Genomic DNA, 25,088 nt, shown 5'->3' with positions numbered 1-25,088 from the left:
AGCTTTTCCCCATATAAACACGGCATAAAATTATCTCTAAAAACTAAGCAAATGCTGTGATTGATAAAAGAAATTAATGAATTTGATCAAAAGATGAAATATACTCGGACAGACATTTAGTTATGTCAGATTTTAATGGTACAATAGCTTTAAAAAAGGTAGGAAAGGTTTTTATATGAAAATAATTGATTTAACGCATACGATAACTGAAAATATGCCAGTCTATCCCGGTACAGATCAGCCTTCATTAAAAATTATTTGCAATCACGAAAGTGACGGATTTAAAGAAACCTCCCTGACTATGGCTTCTCATACAGGCACACACATGGACGCACCTAATCATATATTTGCTGATAGAACTACACTCGATAACCTACCAGTCGAACTATTTATAGGTTCTGCGTTAGTCATTGATTGTAGCGACTTACAGCAAGGAAAAGAAATTTCGATGGATCTAATTAATGCAGTAAAAGAGAAGGCTGATCAAGCGGATTTTTTATTATTTTTTACGGGATGGGACCAATACTGGGGCACACCTACTTATTTCGGAAACTATCCATATTTGACAGAAGAAGTCGCGGATTACTTAATACAAAGTAAGAAAAAAGGTGTTGGACTTGATGTAATAAGCATTGACTCGATGTCAGATGCTTATTTAACAATTCATAAAAAGGTTTTAGCTGACAACGATTTTATTATTGTTGAGAATTTAACGAGACTTGGTGAAATTGGTGATGGACTATTCACATTCTGTGCCCTGCCCATTAAGTTTAAAAATGCTGATGGTGCCCCTGTACGAGCGGTTGCCATATTGAATGATTAGTTATCGAGTGATAAAAATACTGCTGGATTAAAAAAAGAACTTGCCTCAAAAATAGGAAACGGATTCTTTTATTAAAGATACTCAATCATTCAGAGAGGGCACTAAAAAGTCGATTTGACTGATGCAATTGATTTTTTATGTTTAATTAGATAGATAAAATAAATAAAGATGTCCTATAAGTCATTTTTTACTTATAGGACATCTTTCTATGAGCTATTTATTGTAAATATTATTTTTGAATAAATTGTTGTGTCCAGTAGTTACCTGTTTTCACGTAGCCAACACCAATATGTGTAAAGCTACCGTTTAAGATATTCGCACGGTGACCTGGTGAATCCATCCAAGCTTGTACGACTTCTTGAGGTGAACGTTGACCTTGTGCAATATTTTCCCCTGCACTCTTATAGCTAATACCTAATGCTTTCATACGATCAAATGGTGAACCAAATGTTGGGCTTGTATGTGAAAAATAGTTTTTAGTTTGCATATCTTGTGATTTTTCACGTGCAGCTGCCATTAATTTATCATCCGTTTGTAGTGGAGCTAATCCAGCTTTCGTACGCTCAGCATTTGTTAATTTTACAACCTCTTGCTCAAAAGCACTAACATCTGAAGTAGTTGTTGTTGGTGTAGATTGAGTTGGTGCAGTTGTTGTATTATCTTTTTGAGTTGTTTGCGAATTGTTAGTTGTTGTTGGTGTATCGTTGTTTGTTGCTTGTGTATTGTTATTCTTTGATGTTTCGTTATTCGTTGGTTTTTCTTTTGATGGAGCTGATTGTTGTGGTAATTTTATTTGCCATTTATGATTAGACCATTGATTTTGATTTGACCAATTATAGTGATAAACATTTTGACAATTAGAATTTTGTTGTACTGCGTTCTCCTCTGTAGTATTTGCTGCAGCCGAAGCGATTTGAATTGGAGCTGCTACTAAAAATGTTGCAAAAATTGCAGTTAGTGATTTTTTCATTTTGCAATTCCTCCTTCTCTGTCACTAATCGTAAGGGAGGATTTCAAAAAAAATTTTACCAGCATCTGTTAACATCACCAACAGAGATACGAATCCGTATAAAATAGGGGTTTTTTTGCTATAATTTTTAGCAAGTTCCACCAGTCTATGAAATACTTACGTTTTAAATAGGGTTGACACCTCCCAAAAGCTAGTGAATATTTTCAATATTTTAATAACATAACTAGAAAACCTACTACTATTTTTTTTAAAATATTCCCTTTTATCGAGATGTAGATAGAGGCGCTACAGTTATCTGATGCAAAAAAAATCTGCCATTCTTACTAAAAAAGACAATACCAACATCTATTTTAGTAGGAAGCGCAGATATGATTTATTATTTAGATTCAGTGGGCGCTCGTACTCCAACTAAGATTTTGAAGAGGAACTTTAATCAAGATGCAAAGATGCTGGGGCGTCACGTCATTAATCTTGTTTAATGAATACCAATAATGTTTACATCCCCTACATTTTCACCAATGATAACTAATTTCGCTGGCATTTTTACGTATTCAGGGAGCCATTGGACCATCCCATATGCATATTGAAATAACATAGGATTTCTTACACCTTCAATTGGTACATACCCTTTCATACGATAGATCGTATCAGGTAATGAACGAACCCAATCCTCAAATTGCTGTTGCGTGAAGTCTATGCCCTTAAATTCAACTAATCGTGATCCCAGATGCATAGCTGCAATCGGTGATTTCAAGATATCACTTTTGTCCACTTGTGCAGTTGCCTTTAAATCTTCTAAAAGACGTAACGGTACACGGCCATTTGTTGTTTGTAAAATAAAAGCATGAGGATTATAGCCCTGTAGCTCATAAACTACACGAGCCTGCTCCGCCTCTGTTAATAAATCCGTTTTGTTGGCCAATAAAAGATGGGCATGACGGATTTGCTCCATAAATAAAGAGCGAACTTGTGGTGTTAACGTCTCGCGATTCAACCAAAGCTTAGAATCAGCTACAGTGACAATTCCCTTCACATTCAATTTTTCAGCAAATAATGGCGAATAGACGGCATCTAATGCTTCTACAGGATGTGCAGCACCTGTTGTTTCAATAATTAGTACGTCAAACTCATTATCCATTAATAGTGATTGAATTTGTGCCTCTGTTTTTTCTGCACCAGAACAGCAGATACAGCCCTCTAGCATCTCTTTCAACGGAATATCCTTCTCAACAGCATGTGAATCAAATGGCAGCTTCCCGAGCTCATTCATTATCACTGCTGGCTTTAAGTTTTTTTCCTTCAATTGTCGTATTACATCTGTTAGCATGGAAGTTTTTCCACTACCTAAAAAACCACTAAATAAATAAACATCCTTCACTATTTTTACCTCCCATAAAAAAAGCTGTCGCACAGATCGTTTATAACGATTGCTGCGACAGCTACTTCTTTAGTTTGTAGTTTCCTCATTTTTTGCTGGTGTTCCAGTAAGCAGTTCTTTTGCTTTTAATAATTGAGGATCATCTGCTTTTATTTTTGCACGTAATGCATCCATTAAAGCATATGTCGTATCACCAGTTAAAATGCCCGTTTCTTCCAGTCCGCTTGTTTCTTGCAGTTTTTTCACTGCACGTTCTGTATACTGATCGAAGCTACCATCTACTTTACCAGGATCATATCCGAGAACCTCTAGCATCTCTTCTGCCGCTTTTACAGAGTCAGACTGTAAGCCCTCTTTCATTTCAAGAGCTGGATCGAGATATGGTAATGATGCATAGGACGGATATGGTACTTTTACATCTGGCTCAATCCCTTTTTCATTAATCCAGTTACCGTTTGGTGTTAACCATTTGCCTGTTGTAAATTTAAGATTTGAACCATCTTTTAGTGGTGTAACATTTTGTACAGTTCCCTTACCAAACGATGTCTCACCAACAACTTTAGCACCAACAGATTCCTTTAAAGCACCTGCTAATATTTCAGATGCTGATGCACTGCCACTATCGACAAGAACAGTTACAGGTAGATTGTATTTCTCCCCTGCAATAGCATTTGTGATTTTTGGCTCCTCATCCTTTTGTTGTACTTGAACGATTGGTTTACCCTCCTGCACAAATAAATTAGAAATTTCTATTGCGGCCTCTAGATAACCACCAGGGTTTTGACGTAAATCTAAGACAATCCCCTTCATGCCTTTTCCTTTATACTCTACAAGCATTTTTTCAAGCTCTTTAGCCGTGTTTTGACTAAATGAAGTTATTTGGATATGTGCAATATTACCATCAAGCATCTCACCATATACAGTTTCAACTGGAATATCATCACGAATAATTGTCATTTTAATAGGCTCTGTATTGTTGCCACGTTTTACGGTTATTTTCACAGGTGTACCTTTTTCACCACGAATAAGGGCTACAGCCTCTGAAGCACTAAATCCTTGAATGCTTTTCCCATCTACCGTTAAAATTATATCTTTTGGTAATAATCCTGCCTTTTCAGCTGGAGAATTTTTGATAGGTGACACAACTGTAATAAAGCCATTACGCTCTTGAATTTCCGCACCAATTCCTTGGAAGCTAGAAGATAATCCAGAATTAAATTGGTCTGCTTCTTCTTTTACCATAAAATCAGAATACGGATCATCCAGCGCATCAAACATGCCGTTAATAGCACCATTGACTACTTTTTCATCATCAATATCTTTATAATAATTTTTTTTAAGTAAATCAAAGGCCTCATATAACTTCGAAAATTCCGCACGTTCAATCGGTACTTTTACTTCCACTACTTTCTTCTCGCCGAACGTTAACGCAAAAATAGTTAAGCCCGCAGTAATAAGGATTGTAAAGAACATCAGCATGATAAATCTAAACGGTTTTAATTGTATAAATCGTCCTGCTGGTTTTACCTCGTCCTTAGTTTGCTCTTGCTGCTGTTCTATACTATCTTTTTTCTGTTCATCCATCTTGATTGTCACCACTCTCATATACACTAACTTGTTGTCACACTATTACCATCTTAACAGGTTATAGAGAAGACGAAAAGAAAAAGACAGTCAAAATTCGTGACCAGTTCTTAACTATTCCCCTATATCTTCAGCTACTGCCAATTATGTATAAACGTTTCTTCTGATTACGATATAGAGAAAGATGTCGTAGAGGCTTTACCTAGACACCTCTCTCCTCTGCTAAGTTAAGGTATATAATGGTACTGCTTTTCTATTTTACTCGATTCTTAGAAGCAGTCAACTATATACACATAGAATATTAGAATTCATTTGCTTACTTAGGCATCTTTTATATACGTAACTTGCGCCAATTTTGCCTTTTTTATTTTATTTTCTGCATTTTTTACTGCAATCATTCCTGTAAAAGTTCCCGTTTTAATACGATACTTTGGACCATCCTGCTCAATGTAGACAAGCCAGCCAAAAGTGAATTTCATGACCTTTGCTGCACTTTCTGCTGCCTGAAACGTATTATAGGTTCCTGTTAAAATGCGGTATTTTAAGGTTTCAACAGGTGGATTTTGTGTATTACTAGCTTTTTTAATCATCTCTATAAATTGAGACCAAGGTACTTTTCCAGCCCGCATATTCCGTGGACAATTTTTCCCGCTAAAATAATGATGCTGCACAATATTTTCAATAGCTATATTTTCATCTTTTATAATTTTTGCGATAAGGGTAGCAGCATTTTGCACAGCTTTTACATAATCGCCATCACTATTTACACATATTTCTACTTGGATTCCTTGATGATTACCAATATACGTTCCTGCACCCCAACATTCCCAAAAATGTTCAAATGATTGAACAGCCTCTTGATCATCAACTTGCCAATGCCAACTAGCTTGCCTACTATTATCGTTTATTTGTAGGCGTGCATGTGCATCAGCATCAGCTCCAATGTTCGTATTATCGGTTTCATGAACAACAATATATTTTTTAAAATTATTTTTGCCATTTGTCATTGTCAACGCTAGTGAAATTGGCACTAATTTTCGGCGTATGGTTACCAAAGATTTACCCTCCCTTCATTTTATTAGGTGTCGTTACAGCATCCTATCATTATCGTCATCTATCATAATTACAGTTGCTTATAGAGATAGATACTTAATAAATGACGATTTAAAGCTATAGTATGCACCTTTAGTTACTTGTATTGTGTTTTTATAAGCATTAATAACTATAGCAAATACTCCCAAATATATTATCTAAGCTCTTTTAATTTTTTGACTACAGAATGAACAGTTAGTCTGTGAAATGTAACTAGCTGCCCCTTATAAATGACAGAAAAAATACCATAAGGCGTTGGCGATAATGTCATTATCTGCTCTCTACCGCTTAAATCAATCACTTCCACAGGTAAATCCAATTGCATTGCCCCCGAAACGATATTTTCTGTGGCAACTTCAACATATGGACATTGGAAGGAACGCAAAATCGTCAACTGATTATATCTATTTATTCTCTCGTCCCAATCAGTTGGAAAATAAGGTTGTTCAAATTCTTCATTAAATGAATAGACAAGTAATTCGAAACCATATGGAGCTTTATCAATACATTGAAAGTTATTTTTTAAAAAAATCTCTTTACTTGGCGTCCACGATGTCGTCGAATTTGTCACAACCACTACACCTTTTTTAGCTAGCCTCTTTGCATCTGTCAAACACTTTTGAATAAGTTGGGTGCCATAGCCTTGTCCAATTTCACTAACCCACAAGCAATGAATAACTAAAAAACCCTTCGCATAGACAACTCTTGAAGAATATTCTGCTGCTGTATATTCAATAAAGCCAACTTGCTTATTATTTTTAAAAATCTGAACATACTTCAAGCCTTCGTCAAAGCTGTTTTGAAGCCATTTGTTCTTTTGTCTATAGCCCTTCGAATTCTTTTTACTTCTAAGACAATAGCTTCCCATACCTTCTAAAAGCTCATGATTTAATTCAATGAATTCAAGCTTAGTCACTCATCTAATCCCCCTTATTTTATTAATGGTAATTATACCTTTTCTAAACACTTGGAAGTAAAGAAATTCCACATAAAAACACCTCCACTATGAAATAGTTGGAGGTGAGGTACAGATTTTAATTTGGTTCGATTCCCTTTTTTGATGTGGTACGTATATGATGAAAGTAGTGACCATCTAACAAGATTTGCTTAAAAGAGGCATACAAATAATTCGAATCACAATCGACTGACTATTTGAAAATTTATGCTACAAAGCTTGCCTATATTAGCACAGCCATATCGACATTAGGATGGTATTCAAACAATTGCCGCTGGTCTTGCATTACAGGCGTTACAAAAAAGCAACAATGATAGCTCCCAAAACAATAATAATCAGGCAAAGCAAGCTGAAAATGCAAAAGCAAATTGATTATTTAATTTCTGAATTAAAGCATATTAAAAGATCTTTAAGATGAAAGGAAGGATCCCCTCTGAATTACTTTGTCTGCTGCACATCAAGTAATTCGGAAACCGTGACGAATCGATAGCCCTGTTTTTCTAGCTCTGCCAAAATACTTTCCATCGCCTCTACAGTTTGCTTACGATTACCGCCTCCATCATGAAACAGGACAATATTACCTTCCTTTACTCCTTTTAAAACAGTATTAACAATTCGGTTCGTACCTGGACTTTTCCAGTCTAATGTATCTAAATGCCAAGACCACATTACAACCTTATAGCCTTCTTTGGATATCGCTTCTATCATGGCATCTGAATATTGACCCTCTACAGGCCTAAATAAAGTAGGAGTAAAACCTGTAATTTTTTGTATAGTTTCATCTGTTTGCTTAATTTCCTTTAGCAGGTTTGGAACATTAGTCCTTAACGGATGTGTGAAAGTATGATTGGCAAGCTCATGACCTTCATTATACATTCTTGAAATAACTTCAGGATTTTTTTCTGCATTTTGACCAACTATAAAAAAAGTGGCTTTTGCATTATATTTTTCTAAAATATCCAAAATCTGAGTGGTGTACTTCCGGTGTGGTCCGTCATCAAAAGTAAGGGCTACAATTTTTTCATCCGTTTTAATTTCCCATACAATTTGACCTGCTTCTTCGTAATACTTTCTTCCTTTATTTTCATAGGTACTAGCTTTGACATCAAAGGACATCATTAACAGACAAATCGGTAATACCATTTGGAAAAATTTTTTCAAATTTTCACTTCCTCAAATAAAATTTTTCGTACCTTATTATTTGAGGTTTTTTAAAATAAATGCTTAATTTTTATCATTTTGTTCCGTATAAATCAAGCGGCTTTACATGATTATTTTTGAAGAAAGCGGGGAACTATGTTTTTTTTGGAGAGTTCATAAAGCGGTAAATATTATCTATCCTTTGCTTCATTTTCTGGAATGGTTGGTGTCGGCTGTATAATTTATTTTTTATAAAAGCTTAAGTAATATTCAATTAATTTTATGACCGCATAAATTTTTTTGTATTCTTTTTCAATTTTAAATGAAATAAATAATATAGCTACATTAAAGCTTAAAATTGTTAGGGCAACTATTTGAAATAAAGAAATACCAACCATTAGCTTTACATTAATAGCACAGGCAATAATGGCGAATAACGATAACATCACACCACTTAATGTAATATAGATGGGCTTAGATCGAATAATTTCATCTGCTTGTACTTTTAACAGATCTAATAAATATCGAATTTCTTTAAGCTCATATTTCTGGTCGAAAATCACAAAATAAGACATATAGACATCATTCGAAATATTCTCATTCAGTATATTTTTATGAATTTTAGTCACTAATTGATCGCAAAAATCTTTATTTAAAGCTTTCTCAGGTACAAATAATTCTTCTTTATTTTCTAATATATTCGTGCTGGGATGCTTCAAAACCCCCTCATCCTCTCATCGTGTTCTACCTGTTTTAATAATCGAATAGAGATTATTTATAGTCAGATCAATAGTTCTCTCAAATGTTCAGACACTTAAATTATATGAGGGATTGTGCATTGTATGCTATTTTCGACAAAATACCGCTTATATTTTGCATAAATTCAATTAAAACCAGGACTACCTAAGTACCTGGTTCGATTTATGTTTAATATAATTTCTGATAAACAGCTAATGCGTCTGTAATATTGAACTGCTCTGAACGTGGATCACCTTCTGCACCAACCGTTACGAGTAAGTATTCTTCCCCATTGATGGATGCTAGACTTGCAAGGCACAGGCCAGCTTGCTCTGTATAACCTGTTTTTCCCCCAATAATCGCACCTTTCGTTACCTCATTGGTGTTTAAAAAATTAAACAGCCTGCTTGTTAACGTAATCCCCTCTGGATGGCGATTCGTTGATTTTATCGAATATCTTTCAGCTGTATAAATTTCCCTAAATATTGGATTTGTGAGAGCAGACTGTAAGAGAATTGAAAGATCTTTCACCGTTGTATAATGGTCTGGGTGATGTAGCCCAGTAGCATTCATAAAGTGACTATTTGTCATTCCAAGCTGTTGAGCCTTTTCATTCATTAGCTGGACAAACCCACTTTCTGAACCAGCAATAGATTCAGCTAAGCCAATAGATGCTTCTGCTCCTGATGGCAGCATCGCACCATAAAGCAAATCCTCTGCAGTTACTTCCTCATTAGGGAGAAAACCTGCCATAGAAGCATTTTCTTCATATAATTTTGTGAAAATACGGTTTTTAAGAATAATCTTTTCCTTTAAATCGGGTATATTTTCAAGTGCGACAAGGACAGTCATCAACTTCGTTAAAGAAGCTGGATATATGATTTCCTCACTATTTTTATCCAATAAAATAGTATGATCCTCTAAGCTCACTAATATGGCATTGGAGCTATATAAATCTAAATTAAACATATCATCACTTTTCTGTGGCATCTCTAGCTGAGGTGATTTAAATGGATCAAGGTTTGGCTGAAGTGGATTATCTTTGACAACCACAAAATAAATAAACACTAGTAATAGTATAAGAAATACGCTAAAGAATCCCTTTCTTTTCAACAAAAACAACTCCTTCTTTTTATACCTGTTTCCCAATTAAATTCCTATTGCAAGTTGTCAAATTATAGCTGGAAGATTAACAGGTTATCTCGCTCACACAAGTACTTTCACAGGAAGTGAGGATTTTTTTGTGTATGTTCCTCAATCTAGTGAGGTTGAGGAAATTACCTCACTGACTATAGTTTTATTGAAACATAAAAGAAGGAGCTCTTTTTTAATAATCTATTATAGAATTCTTAAGGTTTCTTAAGAAAGTGATGGTAAGCTAACAGTAAACACTGTTTTTTCATCTGTGCTAATTGCAGATATCGTTCCTCCGTGTGCTTGTACAATCTCATTGGCAATAGCAAGTCCCAAACCCGCTCCACCCGTTTGTGTAGACCTTGACGAGTCTAAACGATAAAACTTTTCGAAAATCATGGTTAATTTTTGAGGGGGAATGACCTTTCCCTTATTTGTAAATGAAATATGAATCTGGTCATTTTGTTTTTCTGCATGAATGTTAATAATGCTGTTCTCATCGCTATATGCTATCGCATTTTTAAAAATATTATTAAACACCCTAGCTAATTTATTGGCGTCAGCAAAAACCTTTATATCTTCCTCCACATTTACAATTGCTTGCTGCCCTTTAGGTGCCAATAATGGATAAAATTCATCTGCCAATTGCATTAACATGTAATTTAAATTAATGGCTTCTTTATCTAATATAATGGATTGTAAATTAAATCTCGTAATTTCAAAAAACTCATTAATCAATTGTTCTAGCCTGTAGGATTTATCTAATGTAACCTTTACATATTTTTCTTTTTGCTCTAATGGCATATCCTTTGCCTCATCCAGCAAGCTTAGGTATCCCATAATGGATGTTAGTGGTGTCTTAATATCATGTGCCAAATATACAACAAGGTCGTTTTTTCGTTGTTCAGCCTCTTGTGCATCCTTTGCACGTTTTTCTAATGTATTTTTCACAACATTTAATTTCTTTTCCATAAATTCAAGCTCAACTGGCAGTTGAATATCTTTATCAGATTCCTCTAAAAGGCTGTTGACACCTAAAGCAATATGATGAAAATACTTTGTAAAGCGTGAAAGAGCAAAATAAAAGATCACTAATAATAGAAGTATTAATCCAGTTGCTAACCAAAGTTGCTTATTCTGCTGAAATATAATCGAATAGGCTTTCTGAGCAGCATAAAAATCAAGTTGAAGTACATTTTCACAAAAATGAATAAACGCATCGGCGAATGGAGCCTGTAAAACACCATCAATCAATAGAGAGCTAATCCAATACCCACTAATTAATGCGAGGACAAGGATTAGAAGTATTTGAAGCATTATTTTCCTTTTTAGTTTTCCAAAATCATTTTTCAATGGTGTACCCCACTCCCCAAACAGTTTTTATAAATTTTGGGTTTTCTGCAGAATCATTCATTTTTTCTCGTAAATGTCTGATATGGACCATTACTGTATTATTACTGCTAAAATATTTTTCTCCCCAGACTTTTTGAAATAGTTCCTCGGAAGAAACGATACGTCCCCTATTGATACATAAAAACCACAGGATTGAAAATTCTGTAGGTGTAAGTGACAATTGTTTTTCATGCAGCATACATTTCCGAGTGTTTTGATCTAATATAAGTCCAGAAAAATCAATAATCATATCATTCTGCGAAGCTTCCTGCTGATTGTACCTTGTAAATCTCCTGATTTGAGCCTTCACTCGAGCTATAAGCTCCAATGGTCGAAATGGCTTCGTGATATAATCATCAGCCCCTAAAGTTAGACCTGTTATTTTATCAATTTCCTCATCCTTGGCTGTTAGCATAATCACTGGAAAATGATAATATTCTCTAATTCTTCTGCAAATTTCAAAGCCGTCTATGTCAGGCATCATCACATCTAGAATAGCGAAATCTAATTTTTTTGTCTGAATACAAGTTAGTGCCTCCTTGGCATCATAAAATGTAAAGACATTAAAGCCTTCATTTTTTAAATAAAGCTCTATTAAGTCGGCAATTTCCTTTTCGTCATCTACGACAAGAATATTAATTGTTATTTTTATCTCCCCCTTAAAGTTGCGAACATTGCTTCTAATGTAACAATCATAATACCATTCTGGTAGTCAACCTGCTATGTAAAGCCTGAGATTTAAGAAATTCTAAAGAATTTACACAACAAAAAACCACTTCTCTAAATAGACGAAGCGGTTTCAAATGGATTTTGTTTTTTTCATTAGCTGCCAAAGGCAAAAATAAGCTCTGTTTCACACACTAACTCTCCATCAACAGTAGCTATTCCACGGCCTTTTCCAATAGCTCCTTTTAAGCGTGTAATTTCTACCTCAAGATGAAGCTGGTCACCCGGTTTTACTTGTTTCTTGAAACGACATTGATCAATACCAGCAAGTAATCCGAGTCTCCCTTCATTTCCTTCCTTTGTAAGCATGATAATGGCACTAACTTGTGCTAATGCTTCCACAATTAGCACTCCTGGCATTACAGGATAATTAGGAAAATGCCCATTAAAAAATTCTTCATTTATCGTAACATTCTTAATTGCTACTGCTTTTTTACCTTCTTCTAACTCCAATACACGATCCACTAAAAGAAATGGATAACGATGTCTAATAGCTGCTTGTATTTGCTGAATGTCCAGCATATTAACACCTCCAACTAAATTATCATCTAATTCTATCACTAATTATTAATAGTTGGTACTATTTTTTAAATTCTATTTTTGCTCCCGATTATTGACCAAAACCATCTCCTAATTTAATGGAATGTAGCTGTCCACTAGTTGCCCAATTGTCACGTTCATATTCCTCAAATATAACGGTTACCCATTCTTCTTTAACATTTAACGTTTTTACTGCCTCTTGCGTCACCATTTCAACAAACTGTTGTTTTTGTTCTCTTGTTCTTCCTTTTGCTAGTTTAATTGTAATAATAGGCATAACAAGCCTCCCTTATTTATTTTAAGTGTTTTGTACACAACAATAAGAATTGCTATCTTTTTAACGCCAAGTCATGATTTCGTATTTTTCAAACTATTCTATAACTATTTTTTTAGTATTTCATTATCGACAATAATAGATTAGATAGAATATAATAATTTTTGCACTTATTAGCCCAATCTTATGGTTGAATATTAAGTTAATTACACATAATCATCGAGGAATTAAGAAAACCCTCATAAACGATTCACTTTATTAGAATAGGATGGTCAAACATGTTATCGTTTATCGCAATAGTACTTCTGTTATTTTTAATTCCTGGCCCTGCTGTGATAATAACCATTACACAAACATTGAAAAGTGGTAAAAAGAACGGTGTTTTCACAGCATTAGGTATTGGCTTGGGCGATTTAGTCCATACATTAGCCGCTGTATTAGGTCTTTCAGCTATTTTAATGAAATCTGCTACTGCTTTTGAAGTAGTGAAGTATATTGGTGTAGCTTATCTTGTTTATTTAGGAATTCAAATGCTCCTAACAAAACCTCAAAAAATAGAACAACCAACTGTTGAACAGAGTCCAGCAAGTACTTCGTTCCGCCAAGGTTTTTTAGCAGAAATATTAAACCCTAAAACGGCACTATTTTTCTTAGCCTTTTTACCTCAATTTGTACAGCACAATGGACAATCCATTACTGTTCAGCTTCTAATTTTAGGGATTACGTTTGTAGTAATGAGCGCCTTGTATACTATTTTATTAGCTATTGTGACAAGCTTCATAGGTGAAAAAATCTTTACCAAAACCACTAACAATGGGTCACGTTGGATTGAAAAGGCAGTCGGTTTCGTCTATATAGGTTTAGGTGTTAAATTAGCTCTGCAGACTCAAAGTAGATAGATCAATTTCTATGAGGGAGAACATACTTTTAAGGTGTTCTCCCTCATTTTTTATAGATTTTACCATTAACTTTGAAGGAATTTTAACTTTTTTAGCAAATTATAAAAAGAAAAGGAGAAAACGTATGAATCATCGTCATCAAATTCTATTTCAGCAGTTAGAGCGTTATCGCAATGAAGTTTTACAAGTATTAGATTTTGTCACAAAGGAACATGCAGAGGTTGTACCAAAAGGATTTCATAATAATATTCGTTGGAACATGGGCCATCTTTATCTAGACCAATATTTATGGCTTGAGGCAATAACAAACGAAAAAAGTAAGGATCTTATACCTTTTCAAACCTGGTTTGGCTTTGGCACCTCTCCAGCTAATTTTACGGAGGAGACACCATCGTTTGAAGATTTAAAAGAGCTTTTAAAATCTCAGCCAAGTAAAATAAAAGCAAAGTATGGAGACAAATTAGAGATAGAGTTTCCCGCTATCGATATGGGGATGAATACAATTGAACAAGTTCTAATTCGAACAATTTTCCATGAAGGCATGCATTTACAAGCAATACTAGATATAAAAAAATGTCTGTAATTAAAACTTCTAAACTTCTCAATCAGTAGGGGCTATCTTATCCTCTACTGATTTTTCACGGTTGCGAAAGGATTTGTTCCTTCCATTTAATTTCTTTGTATTTTATTATCTGTATGAATGCCCAGCTAGTCCATCAACTTCTTCATTTAGGATTGAATACCATTTACCCTATTTTCAAGCCTCTAGTACAAGACCCAATTCAATTCTGACTTCTCTATTTTCCATATCTGTATTGGAATAGCTTAATAGATCACAGCCAATCAGCTGAAATCCGTGGTGTTTATAAAATTGGATTGCAGGATAATTGGAGGTTTGTGTTTCCAATACAATTGCCCTGGCACCTAGTTCTCCAGCTCTTGTTTTTATCAATGCCATAAGTTGACTCCCTATTCCATTATGTTGATATTGCGAATTTACATGAATATCATTGATCCTTAGAACATTATTCCACTTCTCATGGCTACAGCTAACAATCCCCACCTCTTCCTCATCTATTTCTGCAATATAACATTCAATTTCTTCTAAATAATCTTCAAAAATTTCTCCTTCTAAATACTTATGAAATGGAGTGTCAAAATGCTTTAATGTAAAATCCATTGTCCAACCATTCTCATGCACCTGATAGGAAACATCATAGAATTTATCAGAATGATATTGATAAATAATTTTCTTACCATTGGGATAATCCTCTTTATATATTCTTTTAATATGCAACATGGACAATTCTCCTTTTGTTTTTATTTACTCCTTTATTTCTTCCAGCCTGTTCACTTGTTCACAAAATTTTTGAAATTAATGGTTTTAATTGCTATAAATTTGAAGTATATATCTACTATTGGTTTACAAACCAATACAAATTTAACTAGAGGTGGTTTTTTCTATGACAAATCTTGACTTAAAAATGGAAAGCTGGTTAGCACTAAATGATATTTCTCTGCATCAAAATTTAGAGCCTGTTGCTATTAAACTTGCGCCATCAGATCAAACAGTTGTCAGTCAAGGAATCTTTGTTGGGAGTCAGCTGTCGGAGGCTAGAATCGCTGACAATCAAGTTCAGCAAGCACTTCAAAACTTTGGACGCTATAGTTCTGCCGTAAAAGAAGCTGCTAAAGTAGCTCCAACAACTGGATTAACAACTATTCTTGACATTGCTAGAATTGTTTCTAATTTTAATCCAGCATTACCAAACGATAAAAATAATGTTCCTGCTTATGAAAAATATGTTTCAAAAATATTACAAAACCCACTTATCCATTTATTAAATAGCAGTCTAAAATCCTTTAAACGTAGGACTTCCGATTGGAATGAAGTAATTGACCAAATCGCCAATTTATATAATGGCATTTCGGCAGTTGATAAAGGAAAAATCGTAGAAAGCTTAAAAGCATTAGCAAATTCCGCCTCTTCTTCTAGCTCTGAAAAACAAACTGAAAAACTATTCACTCAAAGTACGATTAACTGTGAGGAAAATATTGATATTTATATTTACTCTAGCTCTGTTACAATGGAGGAGCACAATGGTAAGCATAATGTAAAGCAAGTTGAATTTGAAATACAAGAAACACAATTAAGATTTACAAAAGAATTGTGGAGTTTATACTCAGATGCTGTGTTAGCAAAACATCTAGCTTTAATGGATGATTGGCTCAATGGCATTGATACAAAAGCTGACAATCGTCTATCCACTCTCACATGCTTAGTTTAACCTGGCAATAGAAGATACTGTTTAGTTTATCTAAAGGGATTATTTAATAAGTTAAGTCCCTCTTTATCTTTTGCATTGAAATACAGGCAAAGCCGTAAGTTTGCAACAATCGCTGCGCGTGATTGGTTGTGACTTACGGCTTATGCTGTCTGTCAGGAATTTGTGCGCTGAGCTAAATATGAACGATTCTTCATCATGCTTGTTTTTTCTCAATTTAATTGAAGATACTAGATTATTAAAATCTTCAAGCAACTCACGGTTTGATCCCAACCATATATCACCAAAAACGCTCCATGTTCAGAATATCCTTGTATTCGTGAAGTGAATGCGTAGGTCCCTCTTCTCAGTAATATCAAGCTTTTACGCCACAGTATCATTCCTAACATTACTTATAGGTTATCAAATTCCACCCCATATTTATTAAAGATTACCTTGTATTTGTTTTCGAAAATGGACCATCTTTTTTCAGTTCCGTACTTTTTCTGTAAAGCCTTACAAAAATGTTTAGCTGCCTCTACATCATTAGATTGTAACAATAAATGTAAACACTCTTCGCTAAGATGTAAAAATGGACCTGATATGTAATAATCAACAAGGGATCTGGCACTATTCATAGTATTATAGAACTGAATAACCTTTTCTAATCCATTTTGCAGCGTTTTTCTCATATCATCCATATCTGTAGTAGGAGTGATTGAAAATCGATCTGGAACAGACTCGGCAATTTCCCATATTCTTGCTCTAAAGTGACAGTCCACCTCTTTGGGTGCAGTCAAAATCTCTCTTGATTGTATTTGAGCTAACTCTTCTGCATAAATCCCACAGTTCACGTAAAACATTACATTATCCGCTGAATTGCCAGAGGATTTTTGAAAATTGAACAAATAGATCAGGCTGCCCGTCATCTTATAAAAATTCGAACCCTTCTTTGAAAAGCCATGTTTGGAAAGATACGGCCTAATACCCTGCTTTATCATCTCATTAAAGAGCTGTTGCAACATGATCCCCCCTAGAAAATTGCTTATATTTCATTTCCAGATACAGGTAAATTCCAGAAGTAAGTAAGCAGTTACTTTCTACCTTTCCTATTGAATAGCCAAAAAGGATACCTCTTGAAGTACCCTTTAATAATATTTTTCAAAAAAATTCTGTATGGTATGATTAATTGTTTGTAATTGATTCTCAGATGGAAAGTGCCCCATATTAAATGAATAGAAAGCTGTTAAATTTGGGACAATTTGTTCAGCACTTTTTTTCACCTTATTTTCTGGAAAAAAGATGTCCTCTTCACCAGCAATGATTAAGGTAGGTACAGAGAAATGCGCTAATTCGTCTCTAGTTGTTAATTTAGGCATCCCTTGTTCTAATTTTACAAACCGAAAAATATCTCCAATAATCTCATGATCGCTCTCTTTCATATTACCAGCAGACATGCAATCCGTTATTTGTTTAAGATATTTGATGGAAGACGTTTTTTTAAATTGCAGCAATGGCATAAAAATTTTATGTAGCATTTCGATTTTTGATCCTAGCTTAATTCCTGCTGGTGAAACAAGTACAGCACAGTCAATCCTCTCTGGCAAATAGGTCGCTAACCTTAAAATGATACCAGCTCCATAGGACGGACCTAAAACAGCACATTTCTGAATATGAAAAGAATCCATTAATTGGGCAATCCATTGGGCGAAGCTTTGATCCTTTGCAGAAATTCTAGTTTGTGCACTATAGCCAGGGTGTCCAATTGTATCAGGTGCATATATTCTGTATTTTTTGACGAGTGGCTTAAACCAAGATAATGTCATAGGATTTATACAATTACCACCTTGAAATATCAACAAGGGCTTCCCTTCTTTTGGTCCCGCCATTAGTACATGTGTTTTGCCAAAGGTTGTTTCCACCATAACACGTTCTATTGCAAAATCAAAAGACTTTAAATATTGCTCATAATGCTTCAAAATGACCAATCTACCTTTATCACTTGTATAAATTGTATGTTTCACTTAGACACCACCTCCTGTTTCAATTTTACAGGATTTTGCATCAGTATAATATTGAATACAATTATTTATTTAAAAAAGATTATATGATTGAAAAGTTTTTGCCTCTAATTTCTTTAAAACTTGTAATTTTCACCATCTTCTGGAACAAGTACATAATCAGTGATTTCTTTTTCATTTAAAAAACTTCGTAATTCTTTTCTAGATAATGCCCAATGGTTTATAGCTTCCATATGGCTTACGATAATCTTAGCATTTGGTGCTGCGAGATAAACTTCGTAAATATCATCCTTCCCCATGATTAGAGAGCCTCCCTGTAAAAATTGATTGTCTCCTCCATTCACAATAATAATATCTGGTTTATTTTTTTCTAGTACATTTTCGACTCCGCCATACCAAACAGTATCTCCTGCAATGTATAGTTTCTTTTCACTTGGATGGTGAAAAATAACACCGCATACTTGACCAGTAATTTCTAAAATTTTACCGCGTCCATGCTGACCTACTGTTTTTATTAATAGAATACCTTCAAAAACAGTATCTTCTTGTAAAATTTCTACATTGGTAAATCCAGCACTTTTAATCTCTTTAGCATCTTCTTCATTTTGGACAAACATTTTGATAGCTTTTGGTAATACATCTTTTGCAACCTCATCGAAATGATCCACATGTAAATGTGTAACAATCACCGCATCCACGTTTATAAGTTGGTCAATGGATGTTGGTAGAGAAACTAATTGATTATTTTGGTCCTGTCTTAGAGAATTTGGGTACGGTGGATAAGCCCCTTTTTTTGCCAAAATAGGGTCGATTAAAAATTTTTTTCCCGCATATTCAATGACAACAGTAGCATTGCGAATTTGTTGAATGTTCATATTCATAACTCCTTTTCTTTAAATTACAATTAGTTTATACTATGTCCCAATAACAATCACATAGATTAAATCAAGTCTTTTCATGATTTTACTTGATTAATGAAAGGAGTTATTTCATGTTGGATAGTACCGATTTAAGGATCATTGATGAGCTTTACAAGAACAGCCGTATGACAATGAAAGAATTAGGAGAGAAGGTTCATTTGACTGGCCAAGCTACATCATCGAGGGTTGCAAAATTAGAAGATAGTGGTGTCATTGAAGGATATACAATCCAAGTAAATCAAGTGAAATTAGGACGTCCTGTACATGCATTTATGAATATTTATACCAAAAGTCCATACCATGAACCATTTCTGGCATTTCTAGATACACAACAACAGTTCATTGTTAATAATTTTAAAATTAGTGGAGATGGTTGCTATCTTCTAGAATGCAGATTTCCATCAAACGAAGTTTTAGATCAATTTTTAGTAGATTTAAATAAACATGCCAACTACAAATTATCTATTGTAATAAGTAAATAAAAAAATACCAGGTGCTAGAGCCTGGTATTTTCAACTTTCCTATAAGCAGAATAATTTTTTATATAGCTGTTGCTACTCCCTCATTTAAAAAACCAAATTTTATTGTAACTCCGTTATATTCTAACTAATATTGGTGCACTCTAAAACGTAACCAATGAACAAACGGAGGTAATGTAAATGAAGAAATTACTGTATATCGGAGCAATGTCAGCACTTCTTCTATCAGCATGTTCTTCTCATGATGAAGCTCCAGCTAGTGAACAGGCTGAAGCGAAAGAAAAAACTGTCAATGCTGAAACAAAAGAGACACTTGAAAGAAAGGCTCTCAATCAAACTGATTGAATCAAATTAATGAACAGGTAGGTTCTATCCGCTACTTTCATGGTTCTATCCATCGTTTTTCTGGTTCTATCCTCCACTTCAGCTTAGCTATCCATCAACTTGCTTTTTGAGAACTTTAAATGATATGGATGTCCCCTGATTTGGTTGACTTTTGATTTGAAGCCCTGCTCCGTAATGCTGCTTTAAGCGTAAATCCGTATTCAGAAGACCCACCCCAGTAGAGGTTTTTAGCCTTCTGACTAGCAATTGTTTTTTTGTTTCTTCATCCATTCCAATACCATTATCAGATACTGTTATCTCTATAAAAGTATCATAATCCAAAATTTGAATATGAATAGTTCCACCATTTACTTGCTTCAAAATGCCATGTTCAATGGCATTTTCAATTAATGGCTGGATGGTTAAAGATGGCATCATTACATCAGATGAAACTTCTAGCTCCCATGTAGCACTGATTCGACTTCCATATCGCTCCTGCTGAATATAGAGATAGGATTGAACCAGCTTTAATTCATTTTCTATTGGGACGAGTTCATCGATATTTTGAAATTTAAAAGATTCTCGTAAAAAATCACTAAGTGCCTCAAGTAGCTTGTTAGTACGGTCTGTATCAATTTCATGTAAGGTCATAATTGCATTTAATGTATTAAATAAAAAATGAGGATGTATTTGTGCCTGTAGCCAAGCTGCTTCCATTCGAAGACGCTCTTGGACAGATTGTTTAACATCAGTGAGTGCTTTTACCCTTGATTTTAATTCTAAAGGATCGACTGGTTTCATAACATAATCATTTGCACCAGATAAAAAGCCATTCTCAATATCCTGTGCTTGACCTCTAGCTGTAAGAAGTAACACTGGAAGTTCTGTAATTGACTGCTGTTTACGTATAGTGCGAACTAATTCATAGCCAGACATATTTGGCATCATTACATCTGAGATAACTAAATCAAATTTTTGAGACAGCAATGCCTCTAGCGCTTTATGGCCACTAGTGACTGTTTTTAAATCATATTTTTCTGTAGTCAGAATTGTTTCAATCACTCTTAAATTTACTGGATCATCATCCACAACTAACACCTTTGGTCGATTTGTTTGCATGATGATGGATTGGGTTGTTGAAGATCGATCAAAATGATTGGAAGACGACATAACGTCAAAATCCTCATTCATTCGCAATGGTGAATTCTCATCTTCTGTATCATTTTGTTCAGATAAGTTAGCAATAGGTAAAGTAAACGTAAATTCTGAACCCTTTCCTAATATTGAACGTGCTTGTAATGTGCCTCCATGTAGCTCAACTAAGCGTTTACTTATACTAAGCCCTAATCCAAATCCACCCTCCATCATGGCCTTACTAAGAGTTCCCTGCTCATAAGGCTCAAATATTCGCTGAATTGTGTCATTATCAATACCAATCCCTGTATCTGAAATCATAATTTCCACCATATTATTTTTCACATGACCAGCTATTGTAACATGACCTTCATTTGTATATTTCACTGCATTATGCAGTAGGTTAAAAACAATTTGAATGACTCTATTTTCATCAGCCATTACCTTTGGAAAATCTTCAGGTATTTGATTTATTAACTCTACTTGCTTACCTTCCCTCATAAAATAGAGCATATCTAATACGCCAGAAACAATCGTATGAATGGAAAATGATCGCAGTTGCAGCTTTGTCGTATTTTCTTTTAAGCTCATTACATCGAGTAAATCATTTAACATAAGAGACATTCGTCGTCCTACCGAAAGAACAATTTCTAAATCCTTAACGCTTTTATCACTTATAACGGTTTCTTCTCTCTCTAAAACAGCCTTCGACATGTTTAAAATCCCATGTAGAGGATTTCGTAGTTCATGGGACGTATTAGCAAGAAATTCATCCTTCAATCTGTCGGCTTCTTGAAGCTTAATAGCGAGTGCCTTTGTCTCTGCATACACTTTAGCATAATCTTTAAACCATAGTATTGCCAAACAAGCCATCGTGATAATAAGGTCAAACGGATAAAATATTGTTTTTACCCCCGTTAAAAGAAAGATACCGTACCAAGCAATATTATTCACAAAAGCTATTATGGCCAACAATAATAAAATATTACTTCTTATCTCTTTGATTGATTTTACAATCATTGTTACTATCGTTAAAATCATTGGGATTCCTAAAAGCGTAGCATAAATAGGCTGTATGATTGTAACATAATGAGCAGACAATAGTATTGCAAGCAATGCAGCAATACCACATAAAGTATTAAACCAAGGAATTAGTTTTAGTAATGTCTTTGGCAACCACTGTCTTATAGAGTGAAGTAGTGAATAGCCAATGCCAAGCATAGAAAGATGAACTAATTTAAAGCCCCAATCGTAATTAATTGGAAACCAATAAGACAATAATTTATCATCACTTCCTAAAAGATAAAAAAATGTAGTGGCAAACGTTAACATAGAAAAGTAAAGTAATCTTTTATCTCTGTTTCCTACAAAATATAAAATAATCGAATAAATAGCATGTATAAGGAAAACTAAAGCCACCATTTGCTGCATCGTTACAGACAATTGCGTCTCACGATTAATTACTTCTTCTTTGCCCAATTTAATGGAGCGGATAATCCCTCCATTACGAGAATCCTTAAAATTCGCAACTTGCACAATAATTTCAATTTCACTATGGCCATTTACTTCAAAAGAAGCGGAATAGGGTATGTTTTTAGCAATAGTTGTATCAGCATTTTCTCCAATTTCACCCGATTTCGATAGTTGTCTGCCATTCACATATATTTCAGAAGAGCTCCGAATACTTGGCACCCTTATACTGTAGGTATTATTATCAGATGGATTTACAAGAATTTTTAAGCGATAAGAACCATAACCATATGGCGTTACTTCCCCCTCCTGTAAGGACGAATCCCACCCACTCGGAACATGTATGTATGATAGATTATATCGAGCTCCTTTAATTGGCTGTTTTTCGTTAATTAACCACGTATAAGGGTAGAACTCCCATTCCCCATCCAATGTAATGGAATGATTGTCGTTAAAATTCCATTCTCGTAAGTCGATTTGTCCTTTTACAGCATAGGGTTGATTTGTATTATTTAATAAATCCAGCCATAAAATACGTGAGCCTGTAAGTATTAACACAAATAAACTAACTATGAGGAAAATTTTCTTTTTATTCATTTACATAAATGTCAAAAAGTCCTTGCACTTTCTATTTATAGCACAATTTCCTTAGGCCAATTGCACCTCCTTAGCAATATTATCCTATCATGCATAGAGATACTTTTAAATCGAAATATTATATAACTCTATAAAAATAGACTATATTTCTATAGTCTAAGGTCTAAGATAAGGTTCCTATTTAATCATTTTCACACTATGTAGATATATGAAGACACTGCTTATTATTCCAATCCCACCGACAAACAGCATCCATATACTGCTGAAAAAAAATCCATATATCACAATAACACTACTGATAATACCACTAGAAAAGGCACTGAATATCATGGATTTTTTCGTTGGTTTAGGGAATTGAATAAAGGTTCTCAGATTTTTATTTCCTCTTACTGTTGTTTTTAAATTTCTAATTCACTAACGATGCAGGAAAAAATAAGTTTAGAGTAAGATCATCAAGTAGCTAATCATTAAAAATCCATTTATAATTGGAAATTTCCACATAAATTTAAGCATATTTATAATAATGAAAGGCATTTAAAACTTTTTATAAAGCTGTTTTTTCTAAAAGGGAGGGGAAAAATGACTCAAGCTTTTGAATTTAAATCAAATGGGAAGTTTATTGTAAAAGTAGATGATTATACAGTTAAAATTCAACCAAAAGGGTTCTCAAATTTTATCAATAAAGGGGGCTCGAAGGGAGAAAAATCCATACCCATTAAATCCATCTCTGCTATTCAATTTAAAGAACCTGGTTTAACTACAGGATATATCCAATTTGCCTATTCGGGTTCGAATGAAACCAAAGGCGGTACATCGGCAGCTATCAAAGATGAAAACTCTATAACCTTTTTTAAAAGAGAGCTAAAAAAGGCAAAAGAATTAATAAAGTTAATTGAAATGAAACGACATGAGAGTTCATTTCCTTCTATCACTTCACAAAGTGCAGCAGATGAAATTTTAAAGATGAAAAAACTAATGGATGCAGGTATTTTGACTAAAGAGGAATTTGAAGCAAAGAAAAAACAATTATTGAATATTTAATATGTAGAAAAAGCTGTTTTTTTATTTATTATAAGGTACTTCACTACCTACAACTATAATTTCAACATAATAGTAGTGTAATGCAAAATTTTAAACATTGTCTGACTATTCATCAGCTATTAGTTATTCCATAAAATACTTACGCTTTCAGATTTTTTAATTGGATAAATAACACGCCTCCTTTCTACAACAAGGCATATTATAGATGATAGAAAGGAGGTATTTCCTATGGGATATTCAGGAAATGTAGGTAGTTGGAATAATGCCTGCTGTGGGGGCAATACTGGCTATGGTTATGGCTCTACATTCGTTCTAATTGTTGTACTATTCATTCTTTTAATAATCGTTGGCGCTAGCTTCCTTTATTAATCACATCAACATTTCCAACTATTAAATAAAAAATAGGCTTTAGTTTTATCATTATAGATAAAACTTGAGCCTTTATTCATGAAATTTTAAGATTTTTCATTAAATCAGTGAATAATTAGCAATCCTATATGGCACATTACATATAGGAGGTGGAAGAATAATGTCTAGAATAATTGGTGTAGAACAATCATTATCGAACGTGGAGCAAGCTTTAAAGGCAAAAGGATATGAAGTTATTCAACTGCGAAATGAAGAGGACGCTAAACGATGTGATGCTTGCGTCATCACAGGTCAAGACAAGGATGTTATGGGCATTAGTGATCCAGTACTTGCAGGACCAGTCATTGATGCGAATGGCCTTTCTGCTGACGAAATTCTTCAGCGTGTAGAAAAATATTTCCATTAACAACGAATGGAAGGTGCTGTCTTTAGACTTTATGATCTATTGACCTGCACCTTTTACAATTTATCTAAGTCGATGTCTTTTAATAAGAATTTATAAAGGAATATACAAAAAAATAAAAGACCCACCAATAAGAAAATTCCTCCAACTATGAGATAAGAAAAAATATAGCCCTTTTGTATAACAAGGAAACTCTCTGTATCCATAAAACCACCCATTGCTGTATTTAAATAGCCATTTGCAGAATTGGCCCCCATGTCAACACTATTGAATAATAGCATAGAGCCAATGCAGATTAAAATTACAGTAAATAAAACAAAACTGTACATTTTTACAGTCTTTATCATTTCCTCTTGTCTCATACTATGTCCCTCCGACTAATCTTTTAGCATTGTAAAAGCTTAAACACAAAAAAACCTAG

Annotated in this window: 27 protein-coding genes; 9 read left to right on the top strand and 18 right to left on the bottom strand. The window is 34.2% G+C overall.

Features of this window, described 5'->3' with window-relative positions; all coding sequences use genetic code 11:
- The first annotated feature begins 175 nt into the window (after nucleotides 1-175).
- The gene (locus QNH24_RS12805) at nucleotides 176-823 is read left to right on the top strand and encodes a cyclase family protein (protein ID WP_283872656.1); all 648 of its coding nucleotides are present in this window, start codon (nucleotides 176-178) and stop codon (nucleotides 821-823) included.
- Between the two features lie 229 nt (nucleotides 824-1,052).
- Here QNH24_RS12805 and QNH24_RS12800 read toward each other — a convergent pair whose 3' ends face one another.
- The 12 genes from QNH24_RS12800 to QNH24_RS12745 all read right to left on the bottom strand — a co-directional run bounded on the left by QNH24_RS12800 (nucleotide 1,053) and on the right by QNH24_RS12745 (nucleotide 12,749).
- The gene (locus QNH24_RS12800) at nucleotides 1,053-1,793 is read right to left on the bottom strand and encodes a CAP domain-containing protein (protein WP_283872655.1); all 741 of its coding nucleotides are present in this window, start codon (nucleotides 1,791-1,793) and stop codon (nucleotides 1,053-1,055) included.
- Between the two features lie 475 nt (nucleotides 1,794-2,268).
- Nucleotides 2,269-3,171 carry a CobW family GTP-binding protein gene (locus QNH24_RS12795; RefSeq protein ID WP_283872654.1) on the bottom strand — a complete coding sequence of 301 codons (903 nt, stop codon included), beginning with the start codon at nucleotides 3,169-3,171 and terminating at the stop codon, nucleotides 2,269-2,271.
- 69 nt (nucleotides 3,172-3,240) lie between these two features.
- On the bottom strand, nucleotides 3,241-4,755 hold the full coding sequence (locus QNH24_RS12790; RefSeq protein WP_283872652.1) for a lmo1851 family serine protease: 1,515 nt from the start codon (nucleotides 4,753-4,755) through the stop codon (nucleotides 3,241-3,243).
- Between the two features lie 320 nt (nucleotides 4,756-5,075).
- Nucleotides 5,076-5,810, bottom strand: a complete 735-nt coding sequence (locus QNH24_RS12785; protein ID WP_283872650.1) for a peptidoglycan recognition protein family protein — start codon at nucleotides 5,808-5,810, stop codon at nucleotides 5,076-5,078.
- Nucleotides 5,811-6,001: 191 nt separating this feature from the next.
- Complete coding sequence (locus QNH24_RS12780) at nucleotides 6,002-6,763, bottom strand: GNAT family N-acetyltransferase (RefSeq protein WP_283872649.1); 762 nt, start codon at nucleotides 6,761-6,763, stop codon at nucleotides 6,002-6,004.
- A 477-nt stretch (nucleotides 6,764-7,240) separates the two neighbouring features.
- Nucleotides 7,241-7,963, bottom strand: coding sequence for a polysaccharide deacetylase family protein (locus QNH24_RS12775; protein WP_283872646.1), 723 nt, complete (start codon nucleotides 7,961-7,963; stop codon nucleotides 7,241-7,243).
- 221 nt (nucleotides 7,964-8,184) lie between these two features.
- Nucleotides 8,185-8,661 (bottom strand): hydroxymyristoyl-ACP dehydratase, encoded by a 477-nt coding sequence (locus QNH24_RS12770; protein WP_283872644.1) that lies wholly within the window; start codon nucleotides 8,659-8,661, stop codon nucleotides 8,185-8,187.
- Between the two features lie 208 nt (nucleotides 8,662-8,869).
- Entirely contained in the window at nucleotides 8,870-9,793 is a 924-nt protein-coding gene (locus tag QNH24_RS12765) for a D-alanyl-D-alanine carboxypeptidase family protein (RefSeq protein WP_283872643.1), read from the bottom strand.
- A 246-nt stretch (nucleotides 9,794-10,039) separates the two neighbouring features.
- The gene (gene vanS / locus QNH24_RS12760; RefSeq protein WP_283872642.1) at nucleotides 10,040-11,131 is read right to left on the bottom strand and encodes a vancomycin resistance histidine kinase VanS; all 1,092 of its coding nucleotides are present in this window, start codon (nucleotides 11,129-11,131) and stop codon (nucleotides 10,040-10,042) included.
- A 25-nt stretch (nucleotides 11,132-11,156) separates the two neighbouring features.
- Nucleotides 11,157-11,852, bottom strand: a complete 696-nt coding sequence (gene vanR / locus QNH24_RS12755) for a VanR-ABDEGLN family response regulator transcription factor (protein WP_283872829.1) — start codon at nucleotides 11,850-11,852, stop codon at nucleotides 11,157-11,159.
- A 176-nt stretch (nucleotides 11,853-12,028) separates the two neighbouring features.
- Nucleotides 12,029-12,454: a 3-hydroxyacyl-ACP dehydratase FabZ gene (gene fabZ / locus QNH24_RS12750; protein WP_283872641.1), complete on the bottom strand. Its 426-nt coding sequence runs from the start codon at nucleotides 12,452-12,454 to the stop codon at nucleotides 12,029-12,031.
- Nucleotides 12,455-12,542: 88 nt separating this feature from the next.
- The gene (locus QNH24_RS12745) at nucleotides 12,543-12,749 is read right to left on the bottom strand and encodes a tautomerase family protein (RefSeq protein WP_283872640.1); all 207 of its coding nucleotides are present in this window, start codon (nucleotides 12,747-12,749) and stop codon (nucleotides 12,543-12,545) included.
- 275 nt (nucleotides 12,750-13,024) lie between these two features.
- On the opposite strand from QNH24_RS12745, the gene QNH24_RS12740 reads away from it, so the two are divergent.
- Entirely contained in the window at nucleotides 13,025-13,645 is a 621-nt protein-coding gene (locus QNH24_RS12740; RefSeq protein WP_283872638.1) for a LysE family translocator, read from the top strand.
- A gap of 124 nt (nucleotides 13,646-13,769) precedes the next feature.
- Nucleotides 13,770-14,228: a DinB family protein gene (locus QNH24_RS12735; RefSeq protein ID WP_283872636.1), complete on the top strand. Its 459-nt coding sequence runs from the start codon at nucleotides 13,770-13,772 to the stop codon at nucleotides 14,226-14,228.
- Between the two features lie 174 nt (nucleotides 14,229-14,402).
- On the opposite strand, the gene QNH24_RS12730 is transcribed toward QNH24_RS12735, so the two are convergent.
- Nucleotides 14,403-14,945: a GNAT family N-acetyltransferase gene (locus tag QNH24_RS12730; RefSeq protein WP_283872634.1), complete on the bottom strand. Its 543-nt coding sequence runs from the start codon at nucleotides 14,943-14,945 to the stop codon at nucleotides 14,403-14,405.
- A 163-nt stretch (nucleotides 14,946-15,108) separates the two neighbouring features.
- On the opposite strand from QNH24_RS12730, the gene QNH24_RS12725 reads away from it, so the two are divergent.
- Complete coding sequence (locus QNH24_RS12725) at nucleotides 15,109-15,933, top strand: hypothetical protein (RefSeq protein ID WP_054772431.1); 825 nt, start codon at nucleotides 15,109-15,111, stop codon at nucleotides 15,931-15,933.
- A gap of 389 nt (nucleotides 15,934-16,322) precedes the next feature.
- On the opposite strand, the gene QNH24_RS12720 is transcribed toward QNH24_RS12725, so the two are convergent.
- The 3 genes from QNH24_RS12720 to QNH24_RS12710 form a co-directional block, all read right to left on the bottom strand.
- Nucleotides 16,323-16,934, bottom strand: a complete 612-nt coding sequence (locus tag QNH24_RS12720) for a DUF4304 domain-containing protein (RefSeq protein ID WP_283872632.1) — start codon at nucleotides 16,932-16,934, stop codon at nucleotides 16,323-16,325.
- A 123-nt stretch (nucleotides 16,935-17,057) separates the two neighbouring features.
- Nucleotides 17,058-17,933, bottom strand: coding sequence for an alpha/beta fold hydrolase (locus QNH24_RS12715; protein WP_283872631.1), 876 nt, complete (start codon nucleotides 17,931-17,933; stop codon nucleotides 17,058-17,060).
- Nucleotides 17,934-18,046: 113 nt separating this feature from the next.
- A complete protein-coding gene (locus tag QNH24_RS12710) occupies nucleotides 18,047-18,805 on the bottom strand; it encodes an MBL fold metallo-hydrolase (protein ID WP_283934539.1) in 759 nt (252 codons plus the stop codon).
- 116 nt (nucleotides 18,806-18,921) lie between these two features.
- Between QNH24_RS12710 and QNH24_RS12705 the strand changes: the two genes are divergently transcribed.
- Together QNH24_RS12705 and QNH24_RS12700 are read left to right on the top strand one after the other, a co-directional pair.
- Entirely contained in the window at nucleotides 18,922-19,332 is a 411-nt protein-coding gene (locus tag QNH24_RS12705; RefSeq protein WP_283872629.1) for an Lrp/AsnC family transcriptional regulator, read from the top strand.
- 177 nt (nucleotides 19,333-19,509) lie between these two features.
- On the top strand, nucleotides 19,510-19,674 hold the full coding sequence (locus tag QNH24_RS12700; protein WP_283872628.1) for a hypothetical protein: 165 nt from the start codon (nucleotides 19,510-19,512) through the stop codon (nucleotides 19,672-19,674).
- A gap of 87 nt (nucleotides 19,675-19,761) precedes the next feature.
- Here QNH24_RS12700 and QNH24_RS12695 read toward each other — a convergent pair whose 3' ends face one another.
- Nucleotides 19,762-22,815 carry a hybrid sensor histidine kinase/response regulator gene (locus QNH24_RS12695; protein ID WP_283872626.1) on the bottom strand — a complete coding sequence of 1,018 codons (3,054 nt, stop codon included), beginning with the start codon at nucleotides 22,813-22,815 and terminating at the stop codon, nucleotides 19,762-19,764.
- A 618-nt stretch (nucleotides 22,816-23,433) separates the two neighbouring features.
- Here QNH24_RS12695 and QNH24_RS12690 point away from each other — a divergent pair.
- From QNH24_RS12690 to QNH24_RS12680, 3 genes are all read left to right on the top strand, one after another.
- Nucleotides 23,434-23,895, top strand: coding sequence for a DUF4429 domain-containing protein (locus tag QNH24_RS12690; RefSeq protein WP_283872624.1), 462 nt, complete (start codon nucleotides 23,434-23,436; stop codon nucleotides 23,893-23,895).
- 228 nt (nucleotides 23,896-24,123) lie between these two features.
- Nucleotides 24,124-24,264 (top strand): YjcZ family sporulation protein, encoded by a 141-nt coding sequence (locus QNH24_RS12685; RefSeq protein WP_283872622.1) that lies wholly within the window; start codon nucleotides 24,124-24,126, stop codon nucleotides 24,262-24,264.
- Nucleotides 24,265-24,424: 160 nt separating this feature from the next.
- Nucleotides 24,425-24,670 (top strand): YkuS family protein, encoded by a 246-nt coding sequence (locus tag QNH24_RS12680; RefSeq protein ID WP_054771529.1) that lies wholly within the window; start codon nucleotides 24,425-24,427, stop codon nucleotides 24,668-24,670.
- Between the two features lie 53 nt (nucleotides 24,671-24,723).
- Here QNH24_RS12680 and QNH24_RS12675 read toward each other — a convergent pair whose 3' ends face one another.
- Nucleotides 24,724-25,029, bottom strand: coding sequence for a hypothetical protein (locus QNH24_RS12675; protein ID WP_283872621.1), 306 nt, complete (start codon nucleotides 25,027-25,029; stop codon nucleotides 24,724-24,726).
- Between the last annotated feature and the right edge of the window lie 59 nt (nucleotides 25,030-25,088).

It is taken from the genome of Lysinibacillus pakistanensis (assembly GCF_030123245.1).
Lineage (GTDB): Bacteria > Bacillota > Bacilli > Bacillales_A > Planococcaceae > Lysinibacillus > Lysinibacillus pakistanensis.
Note: the sequence above shows the minus strand (reverse complement) of the source record. Positions and strands in the feature narration are given on the sequence as shown.

Coding starts and splice junctions, on each gene's coding strand:
- QNH24_RS12805 (WP_283872656.1), top strand. CDS start 176: ATGAAAATAATTGATTTAACGCATACGATAACTGAAAATATGCCAGTC.
- QNH24_RS12800 (WP_283872655.1), bottom strand. CDS start 1,793: ATGAAAAAATCACTAACTGCAATTTTTGCAACATTTTTAGTAGCAGCT.
- QNH24_RS12790 (WP_283872652.1), bottom strand. CDS start 4,755: ATGGATGAACAGAAAAAAGATAGTATAGAACAGCAGCAAGAGCAAACT.
- vanS (WP_283872642.1), bottom strand. CDS start 11,131: ATGCTTCAAATACTTCTAATCCTTGTCCTCGCATTAATTAGTGGGTAT.
- fabZ (WP_283872641.1), bottom strand. CDS start 12,454: ATGCTGGACATTCAGCAAATACAAGCAGCTATTAGACATCGTTATCCA.
- QNH24_RS12745 (WP_283872640.1), bottom strand. CDS start 12,749: ATGCCTATTATTACAATTAAACTAGCAAAAGGAAGAACAAGAGAACAA.
- QNH24_RS12740 (WP_283872638.1), top strand. CDS start 13,025: ATGTTATCGTTTATCGCAATAGTACTTCTGTTATTTTTAATTCCTGGC.
- QNH24_RS12735 (WP_283872636.1), top strand. CDS start 13,770: ATGAATCATCGTCATCAAATTCTATTTCAGCAGTTAGAGCGTTATCGC.
- QNH24_RS12730 (WP_283872634.1), bottom strand. CDS start 14,945: ATGTTGCATATTAAAAGAATATATAAAGAGGATTATCCCAATGGTAAG.
- QNH24_RS12725 (WP_054772431.1), top strand. CDS start 15,109: ATGACAAATCTTGACTTAAAAATGGAAAGCTGGTTAGCACTAAATGAT.
- QNH24_RS12720 (WP_283872632.1), bottom strand. CDS start 16,934: ATGTTGCAACAGCTCTTTAATGAGATGATAAAGCAGGGTATTAGGCCG.
- QNH24_RS12710 (WP_283934539.1), bottom strand. CDS start 18,805: ATGAACATTCAACAAATTCGCAATGCTACTGTTGTCATTGAATATGCG.
- QNH24_RS12705 (WP_283872629.1), top strand. CDS start 18,922: ATGTTGGATAGTACCGATTTAAGGATCATTGATGAGCTTTACAAGAAC.
- QNH24_RS12700 (WP_283872628.1), top strand. CDS start 19,510: ATGAAGAAATTACTGTATATCGGAGCAATGTCAGCACTTCTTCTATCA.
- QNH24_RS12690 (WP_283872624.1), top strand. CDS start 23,434: ATGACTCAAGCTTTTGAATTTAAATCAAATGGGAAGTTTATTGTAAAA.
- QNH24_RS12685 (WP_283872622.1), top strand. CDS start 24,124: ATGGGATATTCAGGAAATGTAGGTAGTTGGAATAATGCCTGCTGTGGG.
- QNH24_RS12680 (WP_054771529.1), top strand. CDS start 24,425: ATGTCTAGAATAATTGGTGTAGAACAATCATTATCGAACGTGGAGCAA.
- QNH24_RS12675 (WP_283872621.1), bottom strand. CDS start 25,029: ATGAGACAAGAGGAAATGATAAAGACTGTAAAAATGTACAGTTTTGTT.